18 protein-coding genes are annotated in these 26,635 nt (G+C 50.5%); 3 read left to right on the top strand and 15 right to left on the bottom strand.

What is annotated here, in order from left to right:
* Positions 1-38 precede the first annotated feature (38 nt).
* The 4 genes from LN737_RS12535 to LN737_RS12520 all read right to left on the bottom strand — a co-directional run bounded on the left by LN737_RS12535 (position 39) and on the right by LN737_RS12520 (position 4,587).
* Positions 39-1,604 carry a serine hydrolase gene (locus tag LN737_RS12535; RefSeq protein ID WP_405519304.1) on the bottom strand — a complete coding sequence of 522 codons (1,566 nt, stop codon included), beginning with the start codon at positions 1,602-1,604 and terminating at the stop codon, positions 39-41.
* A 139-nt stretch (positions 1,605-1,743) separates the two neighbouring features.
* Entirely contained in the window at positions 1,744-2,106 is a 363-nt protein-coding gene (locus LN737_RS12530; protein ID WP_405519302.1) for a hypothetical protein, read from the bottom strand.
* A gap of 302 nt (positions 2,107-2,408) precedes the next feature.
* Positions 2,409-3,371, bottom strand: coding sequence for an SO2930 family diheme c-type cytochrome (locus LN737_RS12525; RefSeq protein ID WP_405519300.1), 963 nt, complete (start codon positions 3,369-3,371; stop codon positions 2,409-2,411).
* Positions 3,372-3,375: 4 nt separating this feature from the next.
* A complete protein-coding gene (locus LN737_RS12520; protein ID WP_405519298.1) occupies positions 3,376-4,587 on the bottom strand; it encodes a parallel beta-helix domain-containing protein in 1,212 nt (403 codons plus the stop codon).
* A gap of 278 nt (positions 4,588-4,865) precedes the next feature.
* On the opposite strand from LN737_RS12520, the gene LN737_RS12515 reads away from it, so the two are divergent.
* The 3 genes from LN737_RS12515 (at position 4,866) to LN737_RS12505 (ending at position 9,003) form a co-directional block, all read left to right on the top strand.
* Positions 4,866-6,785 (top strand): M14 family metallopeptidase, encoded by a 1,920-nt coding sequence (locus LN737_RS12515; RefSeq protein ID WP_405519296.1) that lies wholly within the window; start codon positions 4,866-4,868, stop codon positions 6,783-6,785.
* Between the two features lie 128 nt (positions 6,786-6,913).
* Complete coding sequence (locus LN737_RS12510) at positions 6,914-7,258, top strand: nuclear transport factor 2 family protein (RefSeq protein ID WP_405519294.1); 345 nt, start codon at positions 6,914-6,916, stop codon at positions 7,256-7,258.
* 131 nt (positions 7,259-7,389) lie between these two features.
* Positions 7,390-9,003 (top strand): carbohydrate-binding domain-containing protein, encoded by a 1,614-nt coding sequence (locus LN737_RS12505; RefSeq protein WP_405519292.1) that lies wholly within the window; start codon positions 7,390-7,392, stop codon positions 9,001-9,003.
* Between the two features lie 57 nt (positions 9,004-9,060).
* On the opposite strand, the gene LN737_RS12500 is transcribed toward LN737_RS12505, so the two are convergent.
* The 11 genes from LN737_RS12500 to LN737_RS12450 form a co-directional block, all read right to left on the bottom strand.
* On the bottom strand, positions 9,061-9,990 hold the full coding sequence (locus LN737_RS12500) for a sugar phosphate isomerase/epimerase (RefSeq protein WP_405519291.1): 930 nt from the start codon (positions 9,988-9,990) through the stop codon (positions 9,061-9,063).
* Positions 9,991-10,004: 14 nt separating this feature from the next.
* Entirely contained in the window at positions 10,005-12,344 is a 2,340-nt protein-coding gene (locus LN737_RS12495) for a glycoside hydrolase family 3 N-terminal domain-containing protein (RefSeq protein ID WP_405519289.1), read from the bottom strand.
* 70 nt (positions 12,345-12,414) lie between these two features.
* Positions 12,415-16,527 (bottom strand): glycosyl hydrolase, encoded by a 4,113-nt coding sequence (locus tag LN737_RS12490; RefSeq protein ID WP_405519287.1) that lies wholly within the window; start codon positions 16,525-16,527, stop codon positions 12,415-12,417.
* Between the two features lie 157 nt (positions 16,528-16,684).
* Positions 16,685-17,842, bottom strand: a complete 1,158-nt coding sequence (locus LN737_RS12485) for an esterase (RefSeq protein WP_405519285.1) — start codon at positions 17,840-17,842, stop codon at positions 16,685-16,687.
* Positions 17,843-17,872: 30 nt separating this feature from the next.
* Entirely contained in the window at positions 17,873-19,063 is a 1,191-nt protein-coding gene (locus tag LN737_RS12480; RefSeq protein ID WP_405519283.1) for an esterase, read from the bottom strand.
* A 245-nt stretch (positions 19,064-19,308) separates the two neighbouring features.
* A complete protein-coding gene (locus LN737_RS12475) occupies positions 19,309-21,405 on the bottom strand; it encodes a BatA domain-containing protein (RefSeq protein ID WP_405519281.1) in 2,097 nt (698 codons plus the stop codon).
* 91 nt (positions 21,406-21,496) lie between these two features.
* Positions 21,497-22,201, bottom strand: a complete 705-nt coding sequence (locus LN737_RS12470; protein WP_405519279.1) for a metallophosphoesterase — start codon at positions 22,199-22,201, stop codon at positions 21,497-21,499.
* On the bottom strand, positions 22,198-23,235 hold the full coding sequence (locus tag LN737_RS12465; RefSeq protein ID WP_405519277.1) for a hypothetical protein: 1,038 nt from the start codon (positions 23,233-23,235) through the stop codon (positions 22,198-22,200). The genes LN737_RS12470 and LN737_RS12465 overlap by 4 nt, the downstream gene beginning before the upstream one ends.
* Positions 23,232-24,893 (bottom strand): NAD(P)/FAD-dependent oxidoreductase, encoded by a 1,662-nt coding sequence (locus LN737_RS12460; RefSeq protein WP_405519275.1) that lies wholly within the window; start codon positions 24,891-24,893, stop codon positions 23,232-23,234. The genes LN737_RS12465 and LN737_RS12460 overlap by 4 nt, the downstream gene beginning before the upstream one ends.
* The gene (locus LN737_RS12455; protein WP_405519273.1) at positions 24,883-26,430 is read right to left on the bottom strand and encodes a polyamine aminopropyltransferase; all 1,548 of its coding nucleotides are present in this window, start codon (positions 26,428-26,430) and stop codon (positions 24,883-24,885) included. The genes LN737_RS12460 and LN737_RS12455 overlap by 11 nt, the downstream gene beginning before the upstream one ends.
* On the bottom strand, positions 26,423-26,629 hold the full coding sequence (locus tag LN737_RS12450) for a DUF350 domain-containing protein (protein ID WP_405519272.1): 207 nt from the start codon (positions 26,627-26,629) through the stop codon (positions 26,423-26,425). Before LN737_RS12450 ends, LN737_RS12455 begins: the two co-directional genes overlap by 8 nt.
* Positions 26,630-26,635 lie beyond the last annotated feature (6 nt).

The following is a 26,635-nucleotide window of genomic DNA, read 5'->3' as shown; positions in this document are numbered from 1 at the left end:
TGACTAACCAACAATAACTAATGCTCAATGACCCATGACTACTTTGTTACTTCCCGGAAATCCAGCTGTTGAATTAGGGCGGGATTTTCCGGGGTCAGGGTAAAAAATACGTCGATATTGCCTTTGTCGCCCTCCAGCAAAAAGCGGCCACGCAGCTGATTTTCAGGAATTAACTCACCCACACGTTGAATGGTACCCACTTTGGCGTATAGATCCTGCACCGTTTTCCGTCGAATGGCAACGGATTTGTCGGGAAAGAAATTTTCCGCAAAGATGCCGCTCTTTTCAGCGTTTGTCCAGTCGGGCAGTAGTTTCACCAGTTCGGCTTTCCGCTGCGACAGAATAGGCGAAACGGGCAACTGACGGGGCTGTAACTTTCCAATTCCCACCAACGTATCGAGCACCATGGCATTGACGGCTCCCATGCCTGCATACGTCAGGTTGGCATAGGAGATAACCCCAATTCCGTACTCGGTCAGGATGCGCCACTGGCTTCCAAAACCAGGTAGCCCGCCCGTATGACCAATGCCGGTCTGGCCTTTGCAATTTCTTCCCCATCTCAATCCGTAGCCATAGGCCGTTACTTCAGGACAGAGCTGACCTGCCGAATTTTTAGCCTGTGCCAACAAGCTCGCAAATGTCCACGGCTGCTGCATCTCCCGAATCGAACTTCGTTTTACAGGACCATTGTCGGCATCCGAACGCGGTGGCCAGGCTGCCTGATGAAGTGCTACGTACTTACTAAAATCTTCGATAGACGTAATCAAACCGCCCATAGCACCGTAGGAACCATCGTGTAAAAGAGGTTCTTCGAGCCAGTTCGCCGAGCCGTCCTCCTGCCAACGGTAACCAAGGGCCAGTTTCTCTGCCGGTACACGGCTGTATTCCCACTGCGTATCATTCATACCCAGCGGTTTCAGGATTGTTTCGGTGATGTACTGCTGATACGGTTTTCCCGACACAACATTAATGATATGGCCGAGCATGGCAAATCCCAGATTACTGTACTCGTACGTTAAGCCAGGCACATTGGAATCGGTGAGTCCCTCCTTAATAAGCTTGAGAAGATCAGCATCAGAATCCGCCAGTTGACGGTCACCCCAGGGGTTATCTTCCGGAAAACCGGCCGAGTGGGTCATCAGGTTACGTACCGTGATACGCGAGGCATCGGCCGTCAGGTATTTGTGGTTTTTCAGTTCCGGGATGTATTTTTCAGCGGGGTCGTCGAGCTGCAATTTGCCTTCATCGCGCAGTTTCAGAATAGCCATCGCCGTCAGGCTCTTGGTCATCGAGGCAATCCGAAACAACGATTTGGGCGTAGCCGAAATTTTCTTTGCTACGTTGGTATAGCCAACGCCCCCCGAATACACCAGTTTTCCGTCCAGCACAATGCCGAATGCGACACCCGGAAAGTGCCGTTTTTCGGCGGCCTCTTTGTAAATCTTCTCCACAATCGGGAAAGCAGCTTCGAGTCTTTTCAGCCGCTCAGCGTCGGTAAATACAGGGGGTTGGTACGTTGTTACGTGTGCCGCTGTACGATTGGGTATTGGCTGAGCGCCAACAGCAGACGCCACAAGGAGAAGGGCAGGCAAAAACTGTTTCATCAGACTGCGTGAAGTGGAGGTTGTATCGGTGATGCAACTTAGCAAATAACCCGATACGTTCGGTGCGATTCTGCCCGCTGCTTCAGGCACAAAAAAGCTCTGATGAAGACCAGAGCTTTTAGCACGACATAAATTCGGATTAGCTGACCAGAAAATTTACGGCCTGCTTCAGAGTACGTTCGTTTCCGGTTTCGGGATCATTATAAGCCCGTTCGCCAACCTCAATCGTGACCTCTTTGCCAATCAACTGCTTGGTATCGAGTTCTTTCCCTTCTTTTACATCAATTCCCGCCATCTCAAACAAACCGATGATTGCGGGCATACCAGCCTGTGACTGATAAAACCGGTGCGATACGTACCCTTCTTCGTTCTCAAAACGGACTGCGAAAAATGGAATTCCTTTATGCTCGCTTGTCCCTTCATCAATATGTGTGATGGTAACCTGATGCTCACCATCCGTCAATAATGTTTTAGCCTGTCCTTTCTCAACTGCGATTTTCATAACGATATGAGTATGTTTTATGTATATTATAACCCATTGAGCAAATGGTTTGTTTAAACACGGTCAATAATTATAATCTAAGCAATAAAAACGGCTTTTTTCTCAGTTACAGGTTTGAATGCGCCTACTACATAGCTTTTTTTCGCCTTTGCCATGCTTCAGGCTCTGGATCGATATATTACACTTGCAATATAACCCCCTCGTAATTTCTGGGTTGAGCCCACGTCACTTCATAGTTTTTATCCAGTCCCGAATCAGGTCTAGGCTTTCGGTATGTACGGTTTTACGCCCAAGTTCAGGCATCATCTCGCCGGGGTCGATCGAGTGCAGTCGGTAGATAAGTATGGATTCGTCAGGTTTGCCGGGGACAATGTCGAATTGATGCCCCCCGAGCCACGTCCGGCAGCCACGGGCGATTTGAGTATTCCCAGCGCCGTAGGATCCGTCTCCGAAATACTCAGGTTTAAACCGGAGGTCATGGCCGGGCCATGGGGGTTGTGACAATGCGCGCAGTTGATGTCGAGCCAGGCACGCGCCCGGTCGTTGAGTGAGCCGGTTTCGGGTTTATCCCAGACGGGGGTTTTGGGGCATTTTTCCAGAGCAGGCAAATTCCGAAGCATACCCGTTCGTTGCCAGCGTGTAAGCTGATTTTCTTTGGTGCCCTCCGTTCGGTATGCTACTTCGCCATTGAGTTGCCGCACTGAGGGACCGATGGGCGTCATCACTTCGTTGCGGTTATGGCAGCCTTTGCATTGATTCAGGTTCGGAATCATATACGCATGCTGGCGAGTTTGCCCGGCACGATCAACGTACTGAACCGTTTTGGTATCGCCCGCCACTTCCAGAAAAGCATCGGTCTGTTCGTCGTTCCAGACGTAGTCGAAGGCTTTCCAGCCTTCCGGCTGATGAACCAGCAACCGTGTTTCGATCAGTCTTCGGCCTTTTGCCGGGTTGCGAAAATCGACTGGAAAATAAAACGTTTTGATGAGCGTCGTGCCAACCGGAAAGTTCAGCACAGCCGTATCGTTATAGGCCACGGATTGCCCGGCAGGCAGCTTTATAAACCGTAGTTTTTCGGCATAATCTGAAAATAAAGGCGTATTGAGCGCGTAAGGCACTACGCCGGCCGCCGGTTGCTGACTGGCTGGATTTCCCTCAAAAAACCGATATTCTGACAGTTTTTCGGGAATAGCGACCGTTTGCCAGCCGACCAGGGTTAGCCAGCCCACCAGCAGCAACAAACTCCCGAGCAGGTACGTACGCATTTGCTTAGCGGGTTATCCCAGCTGTTTGCTTTAAGGGGGTCAGCTGGCAGTCGAACGGAGCGGCATCGAGCGAAACGTTTTTAAAACCACGACCGGCATCCAGATTTACAATGCTCTGATTCTTGTTGTTACGTATGCAGATACGTTTGTCGGCCAGTGGTTTACCGTCCTTATCGAACGTAGCAGGGTCGGCAATGCCATCGTAAATGATCTGCGGTACATCCTGCCCGTCTTTCAGAATTTCCTTGAAAATATTGCCGTATCGACCGCGGGAGCTAGCCGGTCCGGGATTACGCTCATACACATTATCGTGAATTGAAACCGCCGTCGAAAATGGGTAATAGGCTTTGTCTTTGATCGGCAGTTCGGTCAGCAGGTAGCTGATGATACCCGTGTTTACGCTTTGATTTCGGATGAACCGATTATTGAACACCTCTACCCCATTGGCCGCCAGAATCAGCAACCCCGTACCGTCTGACACACTGGCAACAATGTTTCCAGCAGGAGCAAAATTGGGCAGGTTGTTGTCGTGAACATGGTTATTGAAAACCCGCACGTTGCCGCCCTGTTTCTGAACCAGATCAGGCAGATCGAACACCAGAATACCGCCCGTATTTTCGTAGGCTTCGTTGTCAAAGACGTCGGCGTTACGGGAGTTTTCGATCTCGATGCCCGCTACGTTATGATACGCTTTGCTGTTCTTCACCACAATCCCGCGCGATTGACCGACATAAATTCCGGCATCGGAAGCACCGATGGCCGTACAGCCGTCAATCAGTACGTTGTCGCACTGCACCGGATAAAGTCCATACCCGCCGTTCGTTGCTTTGGGATCGCCGGTCCATTCCACTTTCACGTTATGGAACGTAATGCCTTTGACGTTCATGGTTTTAATGCCATCGCCCTTGCTGTCCTGTACGGTCAGGTTTTCGATGACTATATTTTCGCCATTCGACACCCGCAGCCCTTCGGCGCCATCGGTCTGGCCTTTAAAGCTTAAGATGGTTTTATCGATCCCTTTTCCCCGAATGACAATTCGCTTTTTATCCTGCAACGACAACGTGCTCGTGAAGGTAAACGTCCCCTGATCGAGATCGATGGTGCTACCGTCGTCAGCCATGATCAATTTAGTCTGATAGCGTTTCTGCACATCGGCCTGCGCCCATATTCTGGTGCAAAACAAGCAGGCAGTAAGTAGTAAGAGATACGGTTTCATGGATACTGCGGTTTAGGGAAGATGCTTTACGTAAAGTTAAGCGAAGTTATAGGCTTTTTGTCATCGACTTAGTAAATGGCTAAGGGGATTCATCAACCAGCTAACCTTCATCTTATCTGTTTAGTACAGATTCACTGTAATAGCCATTTAAATTGGTTTTATACGATTTTTCCAATAGATTCTTTGCTACTTTCCGCAATACGCAAAAGCATCAATAAATTGCCTGTCTATAAGTAATCAGTAAAGCAGGCCTCATTTTCCGTTGACAATCATCTTCTATGAAACAATTCAGTACGTTATTACTCAGTGTTCTTTGCTTCTCAACGCTTTACGCTCAAAAATCCTATTACGGTACCGAAGAGAAGTGGCCGGAACAGGATACCGCCCGGAAATTCTACACGGTAAAAGGAGATCGACACGGCATCAGCTTTTTCAAAAAACATCAGTTTAAAGACGTTCAATACCAGCCCGGTTCGACGCTTACGTTCGATACGTACCACACGCCCGATGTGATGTACAACTGGTGCCGCAAATGGGCCGAGCAGTATCCCAATCTGGTTGACATATACGAGGTTGCGAAGAGCTACGAAGGACGGCCCATTCTGCAAATGACGCTCACCAACAAGAAAACAGGCAAGCATACCGATAAACCCGCTGCGTATTTTGAAGGTGGCCGACACAGTGGTGAAGTGACCAGCAGCGAAGCCGTTTTGTGGCTCGCCAAACATTTGCTCGACAATTACGGCAAGGATGCATCGATTACGAAACTGCTGGATACCAAAACGATTTACCTGCGTCCGCAGAACAATCCTGACGGGGCCACGATGTATCTGTTTACAGCTCAGCGCAATCGCAGTTCCATGCGTCCCCGCGACGATGATCGGGACGGCCTGTTTGATGAGGATGCCGAAGATGACCTCGACGGCGACGGTATTATTTACCAGATTCGGAAGAAGGCAACGACAAAAGAGGAACTGGAAAAAGCCGATTACGTCATTGATTCGAAAGATAAACAGGGGCGCCTGATGAAGCGCGTTCAGGCCGGACAGGGCGATTATCTGGTATATACCGAAGGAATTGATAATGATGGCGACGGTAAATACAATGAAGATGGAATAGGCGGCCTCGACAACCACCGCAATTACCCCGAAAACTGGCGTCCCGATCAGGGGGGTGATTTTACGAGTCGGGGATATACACAGGGAGGTGCCAGTGAGTATCCGCTCAGCGAGCCCGAAACACGCGCTACGTTCGTCTGGCTGATGGGTCATCCGAATATTACGGTTGTCAACTCAATGGACACCCGCGTACCGATGCACCTTCGCCCGCCCTCCACCTCGGCCAGCGCCGAAAGTATGTTTCCGCCTGATCTGGCCATTTACAAACACATGGACAGCCTGGGTCTTTCATTTACCAACTACCCCTGGGCAGGCGATGTGTATGATGTGTATAACACACGTAACAAAATCAACCGCGTAACCGGCGACCCGACCAAGCCCGAACCACTCTTTGGTCACGGCCCTGATTTCGGTTATTTTCAATACGGAGCGGTCTGGTATGGCGATGAGCTCTGGAACGGTGGCGCTATGAAAGATTACGATGGCGACGGTGATTATGACGAGTACGACGGCCTGATGTGGGACGATGAAGCCAATGGCAAACGGGGCTTTAAGCTCTGGACCAAATTTACGCATCCGCAGTTGGGCGCGGTCGAAATCGGGGGCTTTCATCCCAAATTCTTTGCGCAGAACGGACCAGCCTGGCAATTGGAAAACTGGATTTCAAAAGAATCCCGCTTTAACCTGGCCATGGCGAAAGAACTCCCTCAAATTGAGCTGACCGACGTAACGGTGAAGCCATTGGCAAATAATGAATACGAAGTGAAAGCCACCTGGACAAATTCGGGTAAACTTCCGGTTGCGCTCGAACAGGCCAAGCGCGTGAAGATGGTGCAGGAAGACCGCGTTATGCTGGATATCGACAAAGCCCTATTGAAAGGATTTAAAGACGCCAAAGTGATCATTACTCAACCCGAACTGGTTGATAAAACCGTTTATGCCGGCTATACGAACGTTGGCGAGAAAAAAGAAGCCACATTTCACGTAAAGCTCAATCAACCGGGACCCGTTAAAGCGAAAGTCAAGCTGCTCTCAACGCGGGGTGGTTACAAGGAAAAGGAAATCACGATTGGCAAGTAATCGGTAATGATTTACGGGTAAGGTAACCGGAGTTTATGAGGCTATTCTGGCAGGAAAATACTCCTGCCTAAACATAGCTTTGTAGACTCCGGTTATTTATATAAGAACCAGTCAATCTAGTTTGAACAATGGCAAACGATGCAAAAGAAGTTGTGCTGGCCTGCGTACAGGCAATCAACGACGAAGATTTCAAAAAGGGACGCAGCTACGTAGCAGACGACATGTCGTTCGTGGGTGTACTGGGCTCGCGGGATAGCGGAGATGCTTACTTTCAGGATATGGAGCATATGAAGCTGAAATATGCCATCAAAAAAGCCTTTGCCGATGGCAATGATGTCTGTCTGCTATATGACCTGACTATGAGCGGTAAAACTATTTTCGGTTGTGGCTGGTATCAGGTTGAAGACGGAAAGATAAAATCGCTCAAGGTGCTTTTTGACCCAAGACCTTTCCTCGAAAAAGCGGGCAAATAACCGTTGCTTCTGGCAATTCTTTTTTCGGTTCATCGATATTATCTGATCATTCACCTCAAAATTTTCAATCTGAGCAACGGCCTGCAGTTCGTCGGCGTATTAATAATTAGTTAAAAGCTAATGATTAATAAATGACCACGAAACGAAATAGATTTCTGACCAGAGGTTTTGAAAGCCGCCTGGAGAAAGCAGGACCAGGGCGATCCATAGGGCTTAGTGCTGTCTATCTACTGGCATTAGCCACATTTTTTGCCTGTTCTAAAACCGACGACAACGTAACGCCGGGCGGTACAACGACGACGCCGTCGACCTCGACAACAACGACGGGCAGTTCCCTTGTTATTGATAGTACAACCACCTCGTCGGCCACGAAGGAAGGAAATACCGGAACTGCCGCCGATGAAGAAGATTTAGTGGCCAACGCTACGTTCTCTTCAATTGTCGCCATCAATTTTGGGAGTACCGTAAGTATTACGAATCCACTGTCAGGCAAAGGGGTAACGATAACGGAAACCAATGGTGATGTAGTGATCAACGCCACGGTTGCCGAAGTTGAGTATCAACTGTCGGGAACGACGACGAATGGGTCGGTTAAAATTTATAGCGACAAGAAATTTAAGCTTACCCTAAACGGCGTCAACATTACGAATACCGACGGCCCGGCCATTAACATTCAGTCGAGCAAACGGGCGTTTGTTGTACTCGCTGACAACACGACCAATACGCTGACCGATGGTGCAGCCTATCCAACCAGCAGCACCGAAGACATGAAGGCCACCCTGTTTAGTGAAGGGCAATTGATCTTTAGCGGTACTGGTAGGCTGAGTCTGAAAGGCAATTACAAACACGCCATTTGCAGCGACGATTACGTCCGGATCATCAGCGGAGCCATTACCATAACAAGTGCGGTATCGGATGGTATCCATACGAATGATGCGTTTATAGCCGACGGTGGTGCGGTGACAATGACGACATCGGGCGATGGCATCCAGTGTGAAGAAGGGTATATCGTAATTAACAATGGTACGTTCACGATCAATGTGGTTGATAAAGGCATTGCCGCTACGTATGACACCGACAACACGATTGACCCGTATCTGACCATCAACGGTGGCACGATCAACGTAACGTCGAGCGCGGGCGAAGGTATTGAGAGTAAGAGCGTACTAACCATCAACAATGGTACGATTGTTGCAAAAACGAAAGACGACGGGATCAACGCCGGTACGTTTATCTACATCAACGGCGGAGTAATTTACGCTTACGCAACCAATAATGACGGTATTGATTCTAACGGTCAGATTACCGTAACGGGCGGGAAAATCGTCTCGGTTGGGGCCGCTTCGCCCGAAGAAGGCTTTGACTGTGACCGCAATAGGTTTAAAATTACGGGCGGATTTATGGTCGGCATCGGTGGCGCGACCAGTACCCCCACCGCGAGTGTGAGCACGCAGCCATCTGCCATACTTGGTGGAGGAACGGCCAATCAACTGATTAATATTCAGTCGAGCGATGGTGCCGAAGCCCTGACATTTCTGATTCCAAAAACGTACACAACCATGCTCTTTTCCAGCCCCAAACTGAAGCAGAGCAAAACGTACAAAGTGTTTACAGGCGGCAGCGTAACGGGCGGCACACACGTGAACGGACTTTACACAAGTGGAACCTACAACGCCGGAACACAATCCACTACGTTTACTACCAGCAGTATGGTGACTAAAGTAGGTGGTAGCTCAGGCATGTAGTCAATAGCTCCCGGAAACGAGCGTAACGGTTGCTCGTTTCCGGGATTATTTTACGTGCTAAGCAATCTTGCTGCCGATGGTTTCGAGCAGCGCCTTCGTTCGGCGAATACCTTCGTCTTCGGCCATGCCTTCGCCCTCAAACTCAACACCGATGTAGCCGTTGAAACCGGCGTCTTTCACCAGTTTCAGCATTCGGCCGTAATCGATTTTTGTTTCTTTTCCCTGTGCGTTGAATCCGTAACTTTTAGCGCTGACTCCACCTTTTGCATACGGCAGCATTTCGGTTACGCCTTTGTAGCGATCATAAGGTCGGTCGCAGGCTTTTTCGGTGCTTCCCCAGTCGTGTGACCGACAGAAATTTCCAAAATCAGGCAGTAACCCACAATTGGACATACTAACCGCTTTGGCTACCGACGCCATCCAGCTTCCGTCGGATGAATGTCCACCGTGATTTTCGGCAACTACGTTGATGTTCAATGGCTTAATCCGCTCGGCCAGTCGCCCCATACTCTCAATAGCCCGTTTGCGAACCTCGTCGGCCGAATCCTTACTCTGCAGGTTCACCCGGATGGTTTTACAGCCCAGAAATTTAGCTGCTTCAGCCCAGGCGTAATGTCGGTTTATGGCGTCAGCGCGTTTGGCAGCGTCGGCATCGACCAGGTTACCTGCCGTATCGATCATCAATAGGTGATTGACGACGCCTTCATCCTGACTACGTTTGAGCAGTTCTTTCAAATAATCGGGTTCGTTTTTCACAAACTGATCGACGTACTCAACCGCCGATATACCAAAATCGCGATGAGCACGCTTCGGAAAATCGAGCGTGGTTGTTTCCTTTTTGAGCAATGCCCGATGGAGCGACCACTGTGCCAGTGAAATTTTAAAAAACAACTCCCTGGGAGCCGAAAGGGCTTCTATGTTCGGCAGGAATGGCACAGTCGCCAATGTGCTGAGCTGTCCTAAAAACTGACGTCGGGTTGAGTTCATGGAGAATCCGTTAGTTACTTTGAACTTAAAACTGACTGTTTGTACTTGGCTGTGCGGGCGTCGCGAATAACGCCTTTCCAGTTCAGGCCAAAACCGAAATCATACGTATTTCCCTCCGAATCAACGTAGCATTTCATATCGCGGGGGACATCTTCGGCCTGAGCTTCAACCGTTTTCATGTCGACCGGCATCTGCATGGGCAACAGGGCCGACGGCTCGTGCAATCCGGTCAGAATTTCCATCAAGGCCTGATCCTGCACGCCAAAGTGCGCCAGAATCGCGTTCGACTGCTTTTCAAATTCGCTCACAACGGTTGGATTAGAGACCTGCAAGGCGACAATCACCGGTTTGCCGTTCATTTTCGCGTACGTATCCGTAACCATGCCCAGGTCGGTCGTATTGATGGTCTTCGCGGTTTTGCCGTTATAAGTCCGGTTCGTGAACGTCTCCATCGGATCGCCACCAGCCATGCTCGGATCGCGGGTGCCCTTCGCTGTGTAATCGCCGTATTGCAGACTGACCGGAACGTAGCCTGTGCCACCTGCTTTGGCATCAGCGCTGTTGTAGCCTCCGCCCGAATTGGGACTCTGGATAAACACCAGCGCATAATCGGCTTCCGCCGGATTATCCGTTACGTTGAAGTATTTTTTCACGATGTTCAGACTAACCGGGTACTCCATCTTTTCAGGGGTTTCCATACCCAGAAAGTTACGGCCGGCAGGAGTAAACCGTTTTGGTACGTAAACCGTTTTGCCTTTGGTGAGCGGCAGGGCTTTCGCTTTATTCTTCAGCATCACCACCGATTCGAGCTGAGTCCGATAACCCGCTTTCATGAACTCGGGCGTACCCACCGCTTTTTGCGCTACCTGCGGGTCCAGATACGGATTTTCAAACAACCCAACCCGGAAAATATTCCGCAACAGCCGAACCGCCGATTGCTCGAACCGGGCACGCATGGCCGTTTCGCCATGATCTTTCACGCCCATTTTATAGGCTTCCATAACGGGGCCAGATTCGTTATTCCCACCAAACTGGTCGACACCATTCATCAGGATTTTGTAGTGCCGCTCGGCAACTGTCAGCTTCTCGACGCCCCAGGATTTACCTGTCAGAAATACATCCACGGCCGTTTCGTTGGCCGTAATCAACCAGTCGGTGCATACCACACCGTCATATTTGTACTTGGTACGTAGCAAGTCGTGGATGATGTATTTGCTGTAGCTGTTGCCCACATTCTCGCCGTATTTTTTGTCCTGGCCGTACGAGATGGTGTAGTATGGCATTACGGCCGAGGCCATCCCCGTTTTACCGTTCAGCTTAAACGCGCCATTGAGAAAGGGAAGAAAAGCCGTTTCAAAATTCTTACCCGGATACACTGCGTATTTTCCGTACCCGTAGTGTGCATCGCGGCCACCTTCGCCCGAACCGCCACCCGGCCAGTGTTTTACCATCGCATTAACGCTGTGATACCCCCATCCGCCCGTAATCTCATTGGCGCCGAATGAAGTCTGGAAACCATCGATATAAGCCCGGGCCATATCGGTTGCCAGTTGTGGGTCTTCGCCAAACGTACCACTCACGCGGTTCCAGCGAGGGTCAGTTGCCAGATCGACCTGTGGCGACAGAGCGGTTGCAATACCCAGTGCGCGGTATTCGGTGGCGGCAATCTGCCCAAAGCGTTTTACAGCCTCAGGGTTGAACGTAGCGGCTAAGCCCAGGGAGCCCGGCCACATCGAGATCGCCCCGCCCGCGCCCGCGTTGTATTCAGCATCTGCCCGCGTACCATGTCGGGGGTCCGAGCTGCTGTTGATGGGAATACCCATGCCAATGCCTTCGACCAGTGCCTGTGCATTATTGTTCCATTCGGCAGCTGCTTCCGGACTTTGAACCGACGTAATGAGTACGTGCCGCAGATTGTCGTTCGTCAGGAATTCCTTTTGCTGATCCGACAGATCGGACGGCTTTACGCCACTCTGCGCAAACACTTTTCCGCCATACGTACCTGCAAATGGACCGCCTGCAGCCGCTGGAATGGGCTGATGTCGGCTGTAGAGCATCAATCCGGCAATCTGATCGATGGTCATTTTCGAAGCCAGATCTTTCGCCCGCTCGTCGGCCGACAGGCGCCAGTCTTCGTATTTGTCCAGCTTACCGTTTTTGTTCAGGTCTTTAAAGGCAAACCCTTTATCGGTCAGCAACTTCACACCCGACGAAGTCGAATAGCCAATGGTTTGTCCGCCTTTATTAGTGACTTTGGTCCAGTTACCGACCTTCGTTTCAGTCCAGTTCTGACCCAGAGCCGCCGTTGCTGACAGCAGGCTCAATAGTCCGAGGGTAACGCTTCTTGTTCTCATAGAATAGGTTGATTTGTTCTTTTCCGGATTCATATTTTTTGTCAGGCTTCTTTCGACAGGATGACAAACGTTAACTTAGCAATCTCTGCTCCGCTACGCGCAACACAACCGGCCCGATCAGGCCAGAATCCAGCAGTGGAGAATCTTTGTTGTAGTGTTTCCAGGTTGTAAACGTAACGCGGCCGTCGGCAGGTTTGGGTTTGCCCTCCTTATACCAGGCAGGCAATTCCACGATGGCTCCGTTGCTCAGGCTGGCAAAACCACCTGCACCACCGCCCGGTGTAAACTTGTCGGGGTCGGGTACGTACTCATCGCCAATCAGGCGGTTCGGCCAGAGGTTCGTCACGGTGATTTCCAGCGTATTAGCGCCTGATTTTACAGCCTCCGTAACATCGAGCCGGTACGGCCGTTTCCAGAGCGTACCGAGGTCTTTGCCATTGACCCGTACACTGGCCAGAATCTCGACACGACCTAAGTCCAGAAACACCCGCCTGCCCGACGATCCCGGCAACAAAGAAGCGGGTACCTGAAACTCCTTGATGTACGTAGCGGTACCTGAAAAGTGCTTTACCCCATCCTGCTCATGGGTATTGAGAGGAATCAACCGGGATAGCGTAATCTGTTCAGGAGCACCTAAATTGGGCGGAAAACGGACCTGCCAGCTCCCTGTTAGCTCCATCGGCTGGCTTAAACCAGCTACAGTCAGCGCCGTGTCCCGACCCGCATTATCCCGCAGTTTGTACGGGCCATTCTGCCAGAAGAGCAATCCAGACTTTCCATGAGCGGTAATCTCAACACCGAGCATAGACGCTGTTTCAGGAGGTTTCTGCGTTACCAGTTGCCGAATACGTTCCTCCGATACTGCTTCAGTAAGCAGTTGAGGTTCAGTCATGTCGCCGTTATAAAATGAAGCGCCGTCGCTTAAGTACGCTTGTCCCAGCCCCGGATGTACGGTACTGCCGCCTGCTTTCCCCTGTTGAATCAGTTTACCATTTACGTACACAGCTGGTACGCCTTCTTTATAAACCAGCGCCACATGACTCCAGCCCGAGATAGCCGTTGCAGCTGCCATGCGGAACGTCGGTTTACCTGAAGTACGTTCCCAGACCGCTACGCCATTTCGCCCGATCGTTAACCCGCAGGTAGCATGGCCATTGCCATACAACTCTGTTCCCGAAGGCGGATAAATAGCGTAATAATCCGTCCAGGGTTCTTTTACGTGTTCCAGAAAACCGTTGGGGGCCAGCATTACGTTTAGCTCAGGTTTGGCCCACAGACTAATGGTAAAATTAGCACTAACGTCTTTGTACAGTTTACGCGCTGGCAGGGGAAAGGGCTTAACGCTCAAAACCATTTCGGCACCTTTCAATACCCCCTGCATCTGCTTGTTCGACGGCGACCGGAAAACGACAAAGAATGAACCGGCCGGATCGAATTGCAGGGCAACCCGGGTTTGGCCAGCCTGTGTTTCATACACCGAAAGAGGAGTCATTTTTCCGGTGGAAGCATCCCACAGTTCAGGCTGTTTACCCGCTATCCGGAACGTGCAGACGGTTTCTTCGTGCGTCCGTCGCTGGTTGGCCAGAAAATACACATGCGCTTCACCTACGCGCCGGTGTATCCACGTAATCGGCGCATCCCCGGAACGGGACGACACTTCCATATCCGGTTTGATCGCCAGCGTATTCAGCACCGTGAGTATGGGCGCTCCCCAGAATACGCGTCCTCTACCGAGCTTGTTTCCGGTAACAGATGTGCCGTTGATTGTCCCCCAAAGTTCAGTCACGATTTGTCGGAACTCCGTATAACCCTCTGAATGCCGGTGTAAGCCCAGCGTTGTTTCAGGCTTTGCCCCTACTAAAACCAGACCATCTTTTACATAATCGCGTACTTTTCGAAGTAGCTGTAAACTCAGAGCTTTATGATCCTGAAGCACTAGTATCCGATAACTCATACCATCTGGCAATGTCAGATTACCATTCTGAATACGAGCGTGTTTGAGTACTGTTTCGCCGTTAATCAGGTCATAATCATAATTCTGGGGCGGTGTCGGTGTCAGTTCGTGGGGTTCAACTTTGGTGTACTGATTGCCCTCTTCGCCGGTGAAATAGGCCAGGTCAGCTACAAACAGCCCTTGCTGCAACAGGCTTTGGCAACGGGCCAGGTAATCGAGCCAGGCCCGACCCTGATTCCACCACGTAACGGTTCGGTCGAAGTGGATGCCCCACGGTCCCATGGTCATGCCCGGCACAGCAGTTGGGTGCGGCTGGTGAGCGTAACGGTGAAAAATAATCCGGTTCAACCCCTGCGTGAACATCTTGTCGCCCAAGGCTTTCATACCGAATGGATACTCCTGCCAGCGGGCCGATCCGGGTTCGCCAGTGAACGCTTCCGCACCAACAATCTGCGGACTGGTAGGTGTGCCCCCACCCGCCTTTTTACCGTTGATATGTGCAATGGAAGCCGCCAGCTTGGTAGTTCGGTGCATGGTCAGGTTGTTTTGAAACAACGACGACAGCCCGTGCCAGAATTCGCCCATGTTTACGTCAACGCGCGACCCAACCTGCATTTCTTCCATTGGTCCCCGGTCATACGGTTCAGCATACGAAACAATTCCATGCTGGTGGCATAATTCCGTAAACCGGGCATAGTAGTTATCAGCCATCAGATCGGCCAACACCCGACGAAAATCCCACAGAAATCGTTCTGTCCGGTCAACATCACCCACAATACGTCCGGTGAGCGCGGGCAGATACGCTATTAATGAATCGCCCACGCGTTTCTGAAATTCCTGCGGAAGCTGCGCGGTCCAGTTTTGCATCCCGACCTCATAGCTGTCAATCAGTAAACCAACTTTTCCTTTCTGGGCAAGTGGCTTCAGCGTCGGCAGCAGATTTTCCATCATTTTATTGAAGTGGAAATCAATGGCTGCCGGGTTGTATTTATCACATTCCAGCCCGATCCCTGTATCGGGGGCAGACCGGTTGAGTTCACCTTTTGGTGTATAGCCGACCCGCAAAATAGTCCAGTTGCCAGCGGGTGCATTCCAGCGCAATACACCCTCTTTGTCCAAAAATTTCGTTACGTCGACAAGTGAAGCTGAATCGATAGCTGCTTTATCAGCCTCTTCCGAATCATTGGTTACGCCCATTACCCCGAACGTATTGTCGGTTTTTCGACGCCAGTCAGCCAGTCGGGCAGCGTCCGAAAATCGGAGTTGTGAAAAATGCCGGGCACCGGGCGACGTAATGCGGAAGTATCTGGCTTTTGTGGGGGCAAACTCAATCAGCGTTTGTGCCTCTTCCGGCGAACGCCCGGCACTGCCTGTGGCGACTTTACGGAATTGGGTGCCGTCGTCGGAGGCTTCCAGCGTCAGTTGTGGCCCTCCTCCAAAACCGCCACCGCCTGAGGTCATTTTCCCCACAGGTTTACTGGCGAAGGTAATCGAACGGGCTTCGTAAGGTTCTTTAAGCTCAAGCAGTACGTAAGCAGGCTGGCCATCGGTAGCAGATTGAACCGTTATTCCTTCGGCTCCGGCCAATTGCTCAGCCGACAGGGCTTCCGCATTACCGTTGGCGGATAGTTTGCTCACTAAGGCCGTTAAAGGCAATTCGCCGGGTAGCGACGGATAAGCCAACACGGCAACTTCGCGGTAATAATTAAGTTTGCTTACCGGTTTGGGAATGGTCGCTGTTATGGCCTGACCACCTGTTACGTAGGTTTCGCTCCAGGTCACTTCCTGCATGGCCAGTTCGGGCGTAATCCAGGGCCCGCCACTCGACGACCAGCCGGGGCAATTGTGCATGGTAAACTCCAGCCCCAGTCGATCAGCCTCTTTCATGGCATGCTGCTTCAGGCTGAGCCACTCCGGACTTAAATAAACAACCGGCCCTTTTGGAATCCCCGTACCAGCATCGAAATTCTGGAAACCACCCAGCCCGATTTGTTTCATGGCTTCCAGATCGCGGGTGATGCCATCGGCCGTTACGTTGCCATTCATCCAGTGCCACCAGACCTGCGCCCGCGCCGACATGGGAGGATTCACAAAGGCATCGACCAGGGAGTCAGCCGCTTTGCCCTCCAGCGCACTTTGTTTTCGATTGATTTCAATGATTCCTGCCGGGGTAACCAGGGCTACCAAACCCGCGGTGGAGGTATTCTTTAAAAAGGCGCGTCTTTTCATGTACGGTAGGTCGGTCTATAAACAACTTTGTCATTCCGACGAAGGAGGAATCTTAAATCTCCCTACTATTCAGGAGAGGAAAATTTAAGATTCCTCCTTCGTCGGAATGACAAAAACACTTATTTTCAACTTATTCTCAAACGTTTAAACCGTCACCCTATTTGAACAGCATCGGCGTATATTCATTCAGATATTGCCGCCAGTTGACCCACGTATGACCGCCCGACGATTCTTTGTACTGATATTTGATGTTGTGTTTATCGAGCAGTGCCAGCGTCTTTTTGTTGGCTTCCATCACAAAATCATCTTTACCGATACTCACCCAAAACAGTTTTTTGCCTTTGTTAAAGTTAGGATCGTTGAGCACTTTCGCGTATTTCGTATCGGCTTCATCAGCCGTAGCGCCGAAAAAGCCGGAGCTGAACACACCTACGTAATTGAATAGCTCAGGACGGGTCAGCGTTACGTCCAACGTTTGAAATCCTCCCATCGACAGCCCCGCAATGGCTCGGTTCTCTGCACTGGTCAGCGTACGGTAATTTTTCTCTACATTAGGCATTACGTCCTTCAGAAGTTCGCTGGAAAACAGATCACGCATCTGGTTCATCATCTGCGGATTGGGCATACCTGTTGAAGGAGGCAGCGGCATACTGCCGTTAGGCATCACCACAATCATGGGTTTGGCCTTTCCGGCGGCAATCAGGTTATCCAGAATAAACCCGGACCGCCCGATTGTATTCCAGCCCGAATCGTCGTCTCCGCCACCGTGAAGCAGATAAAAGACAGGGTATTTCGTCGTGCCTTTTTCGTAGCCGGGTGGGGTGTATACATGCATCCGGCGCATCATACCCAACGTATTAGACGAGTACCAAACTTCTCGCACTTCGCCATGAGGTACAGCCCGATTGTCTTCAAATGCCGTTTCCGGGCCAGTTACGGCCATCATATTCTCTAAGCTGCTAATACCCTGTTTAATCACCGGATTCTTAGGATCCATGGTCCGTACACCATCCACCATTAAGGTGTATGAGTAGTAGTCAGGTTTTAGCGGACCAATCATCACCGACCATACGCCCTGATCATTTTTGGTCAGGCTGAGCGGCTTTGGAGTCGATAGAAAGTCGCCACCCACCGTTACCTCCGTCGCTTTGGGTGCGTAAATCTGAAGCATAACCCGCTTATCGTCCAGCACTTTTGGCGATTTCAGGGTATCATTGGGCGTTCGCTGCTGCTGCATTTGCGCCATGGCCAGCGGAGCCACCAACGATGCAAATAGAAGCAGCAAAAAGCTGCGGGAGCTATGTAAAGTTATCATACGTAAGGAATAGAGATGGTTTAGAAAATTTTATTTGCTTCGCCACAGGTTGGGCAGCAGTTTGTAATACAGCAGATGCCGCCAGGTGCCCCAGTCATGGGCGCCGTCGCCCCCGACGTAGTACTCGTGCTTGATATTATGTTTTTGGAGAGCGTCGTGCAGGGCAATGACCCGCTTGCCAATCGGGGCATTCGCTTCATTAGTGCCCTGTCCTACCAGTAAGTAATCGACCTTCTGGTTGGCCGATGGATCGTTCAGAAAAGCAGCACTTGCCGTTTCGCTATCTACATCCCCTGCACTCAGGATCCCGAAGGAGCTGAACAAATCCAGATTTTTCAGGCCAACTAGTTGTGTGTGCCGCCCACCCATCGACAAGCCCGACAGGGCCCGACCTTTCCTGGTGGTGATGGTGCTGTACGTTTTATCGACGAAGGGAATAATCTGTGTTTTCAACTCATCCTCTAATAGCGGAAAGGTCTTGGTAGTGTGGTTCGGATCGCTGCGGTGAACAACCTGATTGTTCGGCATGGCAATAATCATCGGAACCATTTTGCCCTCAGCCAGCAAATTATCGGCAATGAAGTTGGCCCGGCCGTCGAGGGCCCAGCCCGAAGCCAGTTCGCCACTTCCACCCATCAGATACAGGACCGGGTACTTCTTTTTGGGCGAATAACCGGGGGGCGTATACACGTACATTTCACGCTCGCCATCCAATACGCTGGAATGATAAACATGCCGTGTTACGGCTCCATGCGGTACTGATTTGGCATCGTAATAGGCTGGCCCATCGCCCGGAACGACCAGATTACTATAGCCCGGCTGATCGTTGAAGCCCGTCAACGTATTGTTTGGGTCGGGTACTGTTACGCCGTCGATGATAAACTTATAGACGTAAATATCCGGCTTTACGGGTCCAACGGTGAGTGTCCAGAGGCTATCGTTATCTTTTTTAAAAGGGATTGGATTTTTGGCCGAGAGAGCCAGTAAGATTGGGCCACCCGTCAGCATCACCTGCTTTGCATCGGGCGCTTTAAGGCGAAATGTAACAGTTCGGTCATCACGCACGTCGGGTGAAATAACACTTGCCCCAAATGGAATCAGATTCTGCGTATTTTTTTGAGGATTCCAATCCAGATTGACATGCGCCTGCTGAGCGTACGTCCCCTGAATACTCAGCAATATGGACAGGGCAAACAGGAAAGTGATTCGAGTACAAATCATCGCGTTTCTCTTTACGTCAAAAATACACAAAGATTCGCGACCAGATGTTCCAGCAGGAAATTTTCTGTAATTTATTATGACTTAGTAGCACATTTTTAGGCCAGTCAGATTATGTAAGCTCAACAAAATAAGAAGTTGTCAGGGCTGGTGGCTGGGTGTTGCTGGTGGTATCAGGTTTTCGAGCCTGACACCACCAGCGACGCCCAGCCACCAGCCCTGACAACTTTATAAAATCAACCGCTTCTTTAGCCTTTCATAAACCGCACTAACCCCACTTCGAGAAGCAGGAATCCCAGAGCCCCCAGCAGGAAGTACTTCCAAAGACTTTTCCCTAAATTTTCCTGTTCCAGTACCTGCACAAAATCGCCGTCCTGAATGCTGTCGAATACCTCTACGTTCCGCTGATTGGCAAATGCCCGACGTAATTCGTCGGCCGAATAAAACGACATGACCGATTCCTGATTACCGTGATTGAAAGCCAGGAGCTGCTCTGTTTTGCCCTGACTGTTCTGCAATTCATAATAACCCGCTTCCACTTCCTGCCCAACTGCCAGTTCATTACTTTTTGGCATTTCAAGCAGCAGTTGATTGCCGACGATACGCTGTACAGGAATGATTTCCAGCTTATCATGCTTCAATTTATAAACCGAACGCTCGGATGGATTACTAACCGGAATCGTTACCAGATTGTCATCAAAGGAATATGCCGTCCGTTGGGGGCGAACGCTCAGTGCTGCCATTTTGTACATAACCGGCACAAACAGAGCGTGTTCAGCCAGATTGCCGTATGCTGCCGAAAGAGGACTCGCCAGCAGATACACATTGCCACGGGCATCACTTCCCACTTTCGACTGCGTTAGTAATGGACTGCCATCGCGCAGGCTAAGCAACCGTTCGCCCGCACTCCACCGCCAGACCGGATACGCCGTTGGCAGATTCAGGGGTTCGGCCTGATAATTTTGTTGAAAAACATCCTGAAAAAACGGATTCTTACGATCAGGATCAGCAATGGGCAACGTAGTGGGGTTGCCTGCCGACGTAGCCGTCACCTGAACGTTGCCAATGCCCAATGACTGCAGAAACGGTCCATAGGAAGCAATCGCCGGATTCGTGGGCGGGATAATTGCCAGACTACCACCCTGCCGTACAAACCGCTCCAATTCGGCACGTAACGCCCCATTCACTTCGGAAACGCCTTCCAGCACGACCAAATCCGTTTCTTTCAGCTGGCCCACGTCGAAATTCTGGGCATTGAAACTCCGCCGAACAAACAGGCTATCATTCGAATAAACGGCGTCGATATAATCGGTTGAGCGATTGGGAGAGCTAGCTTTCTGCTCGAACAGATGCAGCACGCGAACAGCCGGTGAAGCCTGAATAACAAAGAAATACTGGTTGTCGAACGTAATGGGGTAATCTTCGAAAACGATACGGCCCCGGTGGTACCCTTTCGACGTAACGTTGAAATTAAGTGAAACCGTTGCCGATCCTCCTGGTGTCAACGTCGCTGTTGCCGTTGATGTTTGCGTATCGTCCAGGTACAACCGAATCGGAAGGTTTTTCACATTCTCCTGCCCCGCGTTATTCAGCTTAACGTTCAGGCTGTTATTCTGCATTTCTCGGATAAAGGGCGTACTAAGCCATACCGAATCGACATATACGTTCTTGGTCGGCTGAGCATCCAGCGGTACAATAAACAGTCGGTCTGTTGTATCAATTTTCAGACGGGAAAGATCGCCAACGGTACTTTTCTGAAAATCGGAGAACCAGAACAGTTGATTGCCCCCTGACGGATTCAACGAACTCAGCAGATTACGTTGCCGTCGGTAAACGGTTTCGAGCGTTCGGGGCGTATGCGCAAACCGAATCGATGTAACCCGATCCCGTACAGATTCGGCAGTACCCGCCTGCTGTTCGGCCGTTGAGAAATCATTCGTAAGCAGTTGCAGAGACGTAGCGTTGCGGAACAAGGTCAGTAATTCATCCAGTTTACTGATGGCAATATCCAGATACCGTTTGGTGTTCCGCTCATTCTGCATACTGAACGAGTTATCGACATACAGGCTGGTTACACCCTGCCGCGACAGACCAAGTTTATTTTTGCTGGGAATAAACGGCTGCGCAAATGCCAGTACCAGACAGGCTAGAAACAAGCAGCGGCAGGCCAAAATAAGCCAATGTTTCAACCGCCTGAACGATTTGGTTTCGGTCTGGACGGTACGCAACAAAGCGACATTTGTAAAAAATACCCGCCGTGTCCGTCGGAAATTAAACAAATGGATGGCAATTGGAACCGAAACGGCCATCAAGCCAAAGAGAAAAGAAGGATAGAGGAAAGTCATTCAGGCAAATGGGTTGTCGGGCGTTGTCAGAATCCATCAGGTATTATTCTTAACGACCTGAACAGGCTCTTTCGTTTCTTTACTGCCCAAGTTAATCAGGGATTACGACTTCATAAAATGCCGTTTTTGTTTGCAGGACGTCTGTATACGTAATAGAACCGGCCTGCCCACCAAAGGTTGTAAACTCATCGATGGGTGTGTGCCCGACAACCTGATGAAACTCGGGCAGATAATCAGCTTTTGTTTCGGATCGATCGGCCCATACTGGCCCGCTGAACAGATCTGACCCTCCGCGCTTCGGCCCTACTTCAAACAATAAATTCTGAATACGAATAGTTTGCTGATGAATATCGTTGAGTAACCCGGCCAGGTTATAGTCTGGTGTTACGCCTGGCATCTCGCGCCCGGTCTTTTCCAGTAGCCGCGCCATCCAACGGTTGGTTACGCCAGCGTGTGTAAACAAATACGTTTTCTCCTGGTGTGCGATCTGAAAGAAGGATTCGTATTTAGCAAACAGATTGCTCAGCGACGGTTGCGCCCAGGCCCGAAAGCCTGAACAACGGTAGTTCGGGAAGTGTAAATATTGCGCATCGTGATTACCGATGAGCAACACAAATTTGTTACGTGCTTTCCGTTTGAGCTGAATGATCTCGTAGAGATTGTTGTAGATGGTTTCGTCATCCACAACATAACTGTCTGTATAATCACCAAGAAAAATAACACGATCATACGTATCAAAATTGGTTTCTTTCCAGACAGTTCGACCGTGAAGGTCGCTAATGGTCAGAATTTTCATAACTTATTAGAGCGACGCCAGATAAAGCCATCGAGTACGTAATGCGTCATTTGAGGGAGTGCCAGCAGAGGAACCAGAAAAGCCAGTACGACCGGGTCTGTTACGGTAGGCAACGAACGAAACCAGCCAAAAACAACCATGTGTTCGCGCCAGACAAGGCCATCCCACAATCCTTCTTCAAGATACGCCAATAGACACAGAAATCCCAGGAAATACAGCCATGAATACGGTGTGAGCAGCCATCCCTGCAGTTTTGCATAAGATTTCGCTGGCCGGTCGCTCACCCAGATCAGAGCGATATACGGAATACCGTGCGATACCACATTCAGCATCGTAAAGGCCAGATCACCGTTGAACTGAATTATACCCAGATACCAGGGCGTTGCAGTACCGATCACCAGCAGATTACGCGGCCCGTTTATTTCATTACGTTGCCTGTACAACCAGATCTCCTTGCTTACATACAGCACCAGTGCGAACCAGTAAACGACCGTTGCGATGGTTTTTAGTCCATCCACTTCATTTTGGAGAAAGTCGCCATCGACGAACCAGTTGAAATTTCGTCCCGGACTCAAGTGCCACCAGATAATGGGATATAACGTAGCACTGTAAATAACAAACGTATCGAGCCGGGTCATCCAGGCAGACTGGACCTCTGCTCGGCTATAAATCCGTAAGAAGCCGTACTGTTGTCGAACGAAATGGAACACCGCCAGATACGCCAGACAGCGCCAGAACCACAGCCCATTCATCGTGTGCAGCAACACGCCCGCCAGATAGCAGACCAGCGGGATGATCAGAAACAGAAATCGTTGCTGTCGAAAGCGAACCGGATTGAGATAGGTTCGGAATAAAGTACTATACACATGCGCTACGTCGATTAAAACAACCAGGCTTACCCAGCCGATTAATGGCATTTCGTCGGTTGTTTTGAATCGTTCGGGCAATAGCCAGACGATCAGCATAGCCACAAAGGGAGGAGCCAGAATATACAGGCCGTCGAACCGGGCGTTTTTTATCCAGGGTTGTTTCATACCATTTTCGTTACTTCCTGAGCCGCCCGGATGCCCTGATAAAACGCTTCTTCAAAAATAGAAATGCCGCTCAAATCGGAGTGCGCAAAATGAACCCGTCCAGCAATCGACTGGCTGGCCTGTTGCCGGTCGGCTCCCCAGATAAAACCGGGAGTCGGCGCAATCATTCCGTGCCCCCATACCCATACATCGGCCTGCGAAACAAAGGAAGTTAGGCCTGGGTGAGCCAGTTCAAGTTCATCCAGAATCTGCGTTAACCATTGCTCGTACGTAGTGGAATAGGCCGTTCGCCGGGCAACATCCGGGGCCTCATCGGTCAAAGGCTTGTAAACAGTAATTACTTTTTGCGAACTGTCGCGCAGGTCCTGATGATTGGCCGAAATATAACCAACCGAGGGCATATTGTACAGTACGTTGTCCCAGCACAATCCTATACCCCGTCCCTGTGGCAAACCCGAAATCGTCAGATTAGCCACCATCCAGGGCGCGTACTGAAATCCGGCCAATTGACTACGCTCGGGCGCCATTGTCTGGAGAATGTGTCTGGTAATAAACTGCGGAGTTGCCACAATGACCTGCTGAGCCTGAATCTGAACCACCTGGTTCGTCAATACGTCACAAGCTTTCACCAACACACCTGAATCGCTTTGCTGAACCTCATAGGCCAGGAAATTCTGACGTATGAGCGAATCGGACTGATGGCGAAGCTGATCGGCCAGAAAACCATTGCCTTGGGGCCAGGTCAATACTGATGACGGACCGGCGTTCGCGGCCTGCCCTTTTCGGGATGCGAAGTAATGAATACCGGCCCAGGCTGAAGTCGTTTCCAGCGTAGCGCCATAATCGTCGCGACAACCATAGTTCAGGTACCAGCGCAGGTACGGTGACGTAAATCCCTCCTGATCGAGATAATGGGCAAAGGAGGTGGTATCCAGCTTTCGGAATTGTGAATCGACAGAGGAACGATCGAGCGGAATAGCAAAGGCGTCCCGCCCATCACTCCCTTTCGCCTGTTTATACACCTCTATCTGCTGAAAAAAACGACTTATCTGCTGTCTGTCAGCCTCACTGATTCCTGTTTCGGGAACCAAACCCTCCTGCCATACACCATTGATAAACAATCGTTCTTCCGGATCGTGGCACAAAAAATAATCGTTGTAAACAGGTCGTTTCTGCGTATCGAAACCCGTAATAACCTTACTTTCCTGTAGAAATTGAATCAGTTCTTCGTCACGTAAGTCGGGAATGGGCAAGTAGTGCGCCCCAAACGGGTAGGCAGAAACTGAGTTCTGGCCGTAAGCCGCATTTCCCCCTGTCTGTTTGTCCATTTCCAGCAGCAGTACGTTCTGGACACCCTGCCGATGCAGCCATCGCCGTGCCGAAAGCCCTGAAACACCACCGCCAATAATGAGTACATCGGTAGTTAGTCGCTCTGTAACGGGCAATTTAGCTAGCTCCGAAATAGCTCTTAGTTTATGTCCAGCCTGATGATTAGCCCCTGCCATACCCCCCTGAATGTGCGCTGTTGATCGTTTGCTGGTACAGGAAGATAAGCCTGTGTTTCCCGTCAATAGAGCCGCAACGCCAACTCCTGTCTGGATCAGAAAATCGCGTCGGCTGGATAGCCATTCCGGATTTGGGTCGGTGTTATTGTCCATACGGTGTCCACTCTTCTTCAAAGGACTGAACCAGAACCTGATTATTCAATTTATTGATTTCGGTGGGTACTTCTGCCATGTCGGGCGGAAAATAAAGCATGTCCCGGATCGTCTGGGTATTGACGTAACGCAGACCAGTAGGCAATGGCCCACCTATCTGCCAATGGTGATTTCGCAGTGCCAGTACGTAGCCCCACTCCCCGAAAGAAGGCACATAGGTATGGTAGGGTATGGTCTGTAAGCCCACAGACGCCAGTGTATTTCGAATGCACCAGAACGACTTCCGGGCTACATAAGGCGAAGTTGACTGAACCACAACCAGGCCATCACGCGCCAGCCGTTTTTCAAGCTCGGCGTAAAATGTGGCACTGTACAGTTTACCAATCGAGTAATTCGACGGATCAGGAAAATCAACAATCACAACATCATAATGCGCCGTATCCTGTCGTATCCACGTAAAGGCGTCTTTATTGAGCACCTGCACTTTCGACGACAGCAATGAGCCCTGATTCAACCTGAGAAGCGTTTTGTTTTGCCTGAACAGCGAAGTCATACCGGGGTCCAGATCCACCAGCCGGATTGTCTGTACGGATGGGTATTTCAACAATTCACGTACCGCCAGCCCATCACCCCCGCCCAGCACCAATACCCGACGAGCCTTAGGGCGGGCCTGCATGGCCGGGTGTATAAGCGCTTCGTGATAGCGGTACTCGTCGGCCGAGCTAAACTGTAGGTTCCCGTTCAGGTAGAGCCGTAGTTCACGATTGTTACGTGTCAGCACAATCCGCTGATAAGGAGTGCTTTTGCTATAGATGACCTTATCCTGAAATGTTAGCCCTTCGGCATACGTCATGATTTGCTCGGCATACACAAAACCAGCCGTCAGTAGGGCCAGAGACGCTATCAATGCTATCGTAAAGCTGAATCGGAACGAACGGGTATCAGAAAATCTATATAATAGAAAACCGGCTATACCAATGTTCAGCAAGCCAAAAAACAGGGAGGTACGTATCAGTCCCAGGTAGGGTACAAGTAGCAGGGGAAAGATTAGTGAAGCCAGCAGCGCGCCAATGTAGTCGAACGTAAAGACACGCGATACCAGCTCTTTGAACGACAGCTGATTTTCCAGGATGCGCATCAGCAGGGGAATTTCCAGGCCAACCAGCATGCCCGTTAAGCCAACCAGCGTATAAAGTACCAGCCGGAATGAAGCAACGTATTCGAACAGGACAAACAACAAGGGCGCACTGCATCCGCCTACGATTCCCACCAGCAATTCAATCCGGATAAACCACTTGAGCAGATTGCCATCGAGGTATTTGGAAAGCCACGACCCAATCCCCATCGAAAACAGGTATATGCCAATAATGGTCGAGAACTGCGTTACCGAATCGCCGAGCAGATAGCTCGCCAGCGTACCGGCTACGAGTTCATAGATCAGCCCGCAGGTCGAAATAACAAATACCGACAGCAGAAGCAGCCAGTGCAGGGGGGTTAGTCCTTTGCTGGTTACGGCCTGCCTTTCCTGACTAACCATGAATGGCCGAACTGATGATAATGGAAACAGCGATCATAAACGCTGCCGCCAGAATAGCCAGGGCAACGTTCTGCTCATCAACAATCTTTTTCCAGAGATTTTCGGGCGCAATTTTCTCGATGGCCACGAAGCAGATGATCAGGATGATGATACCGATCAGCGAGTAAACGATAGAGGCCGTGATGTATTTGTATTCCATGTAAGG

The sequence above is a fragment of the Spirosoma sp. KNUC1025 genome, assembly GCF_045160025.1.
Lineage (GTDB): Bacteria > Bacteroidota > Bacteroidia > Cytophagales > Spirosomataceae > Spirosoma.
Note: the sequence above shows the minus strand (reverse complement) of the source record. Positions and strands in the feature narration are given on the sequence as shown.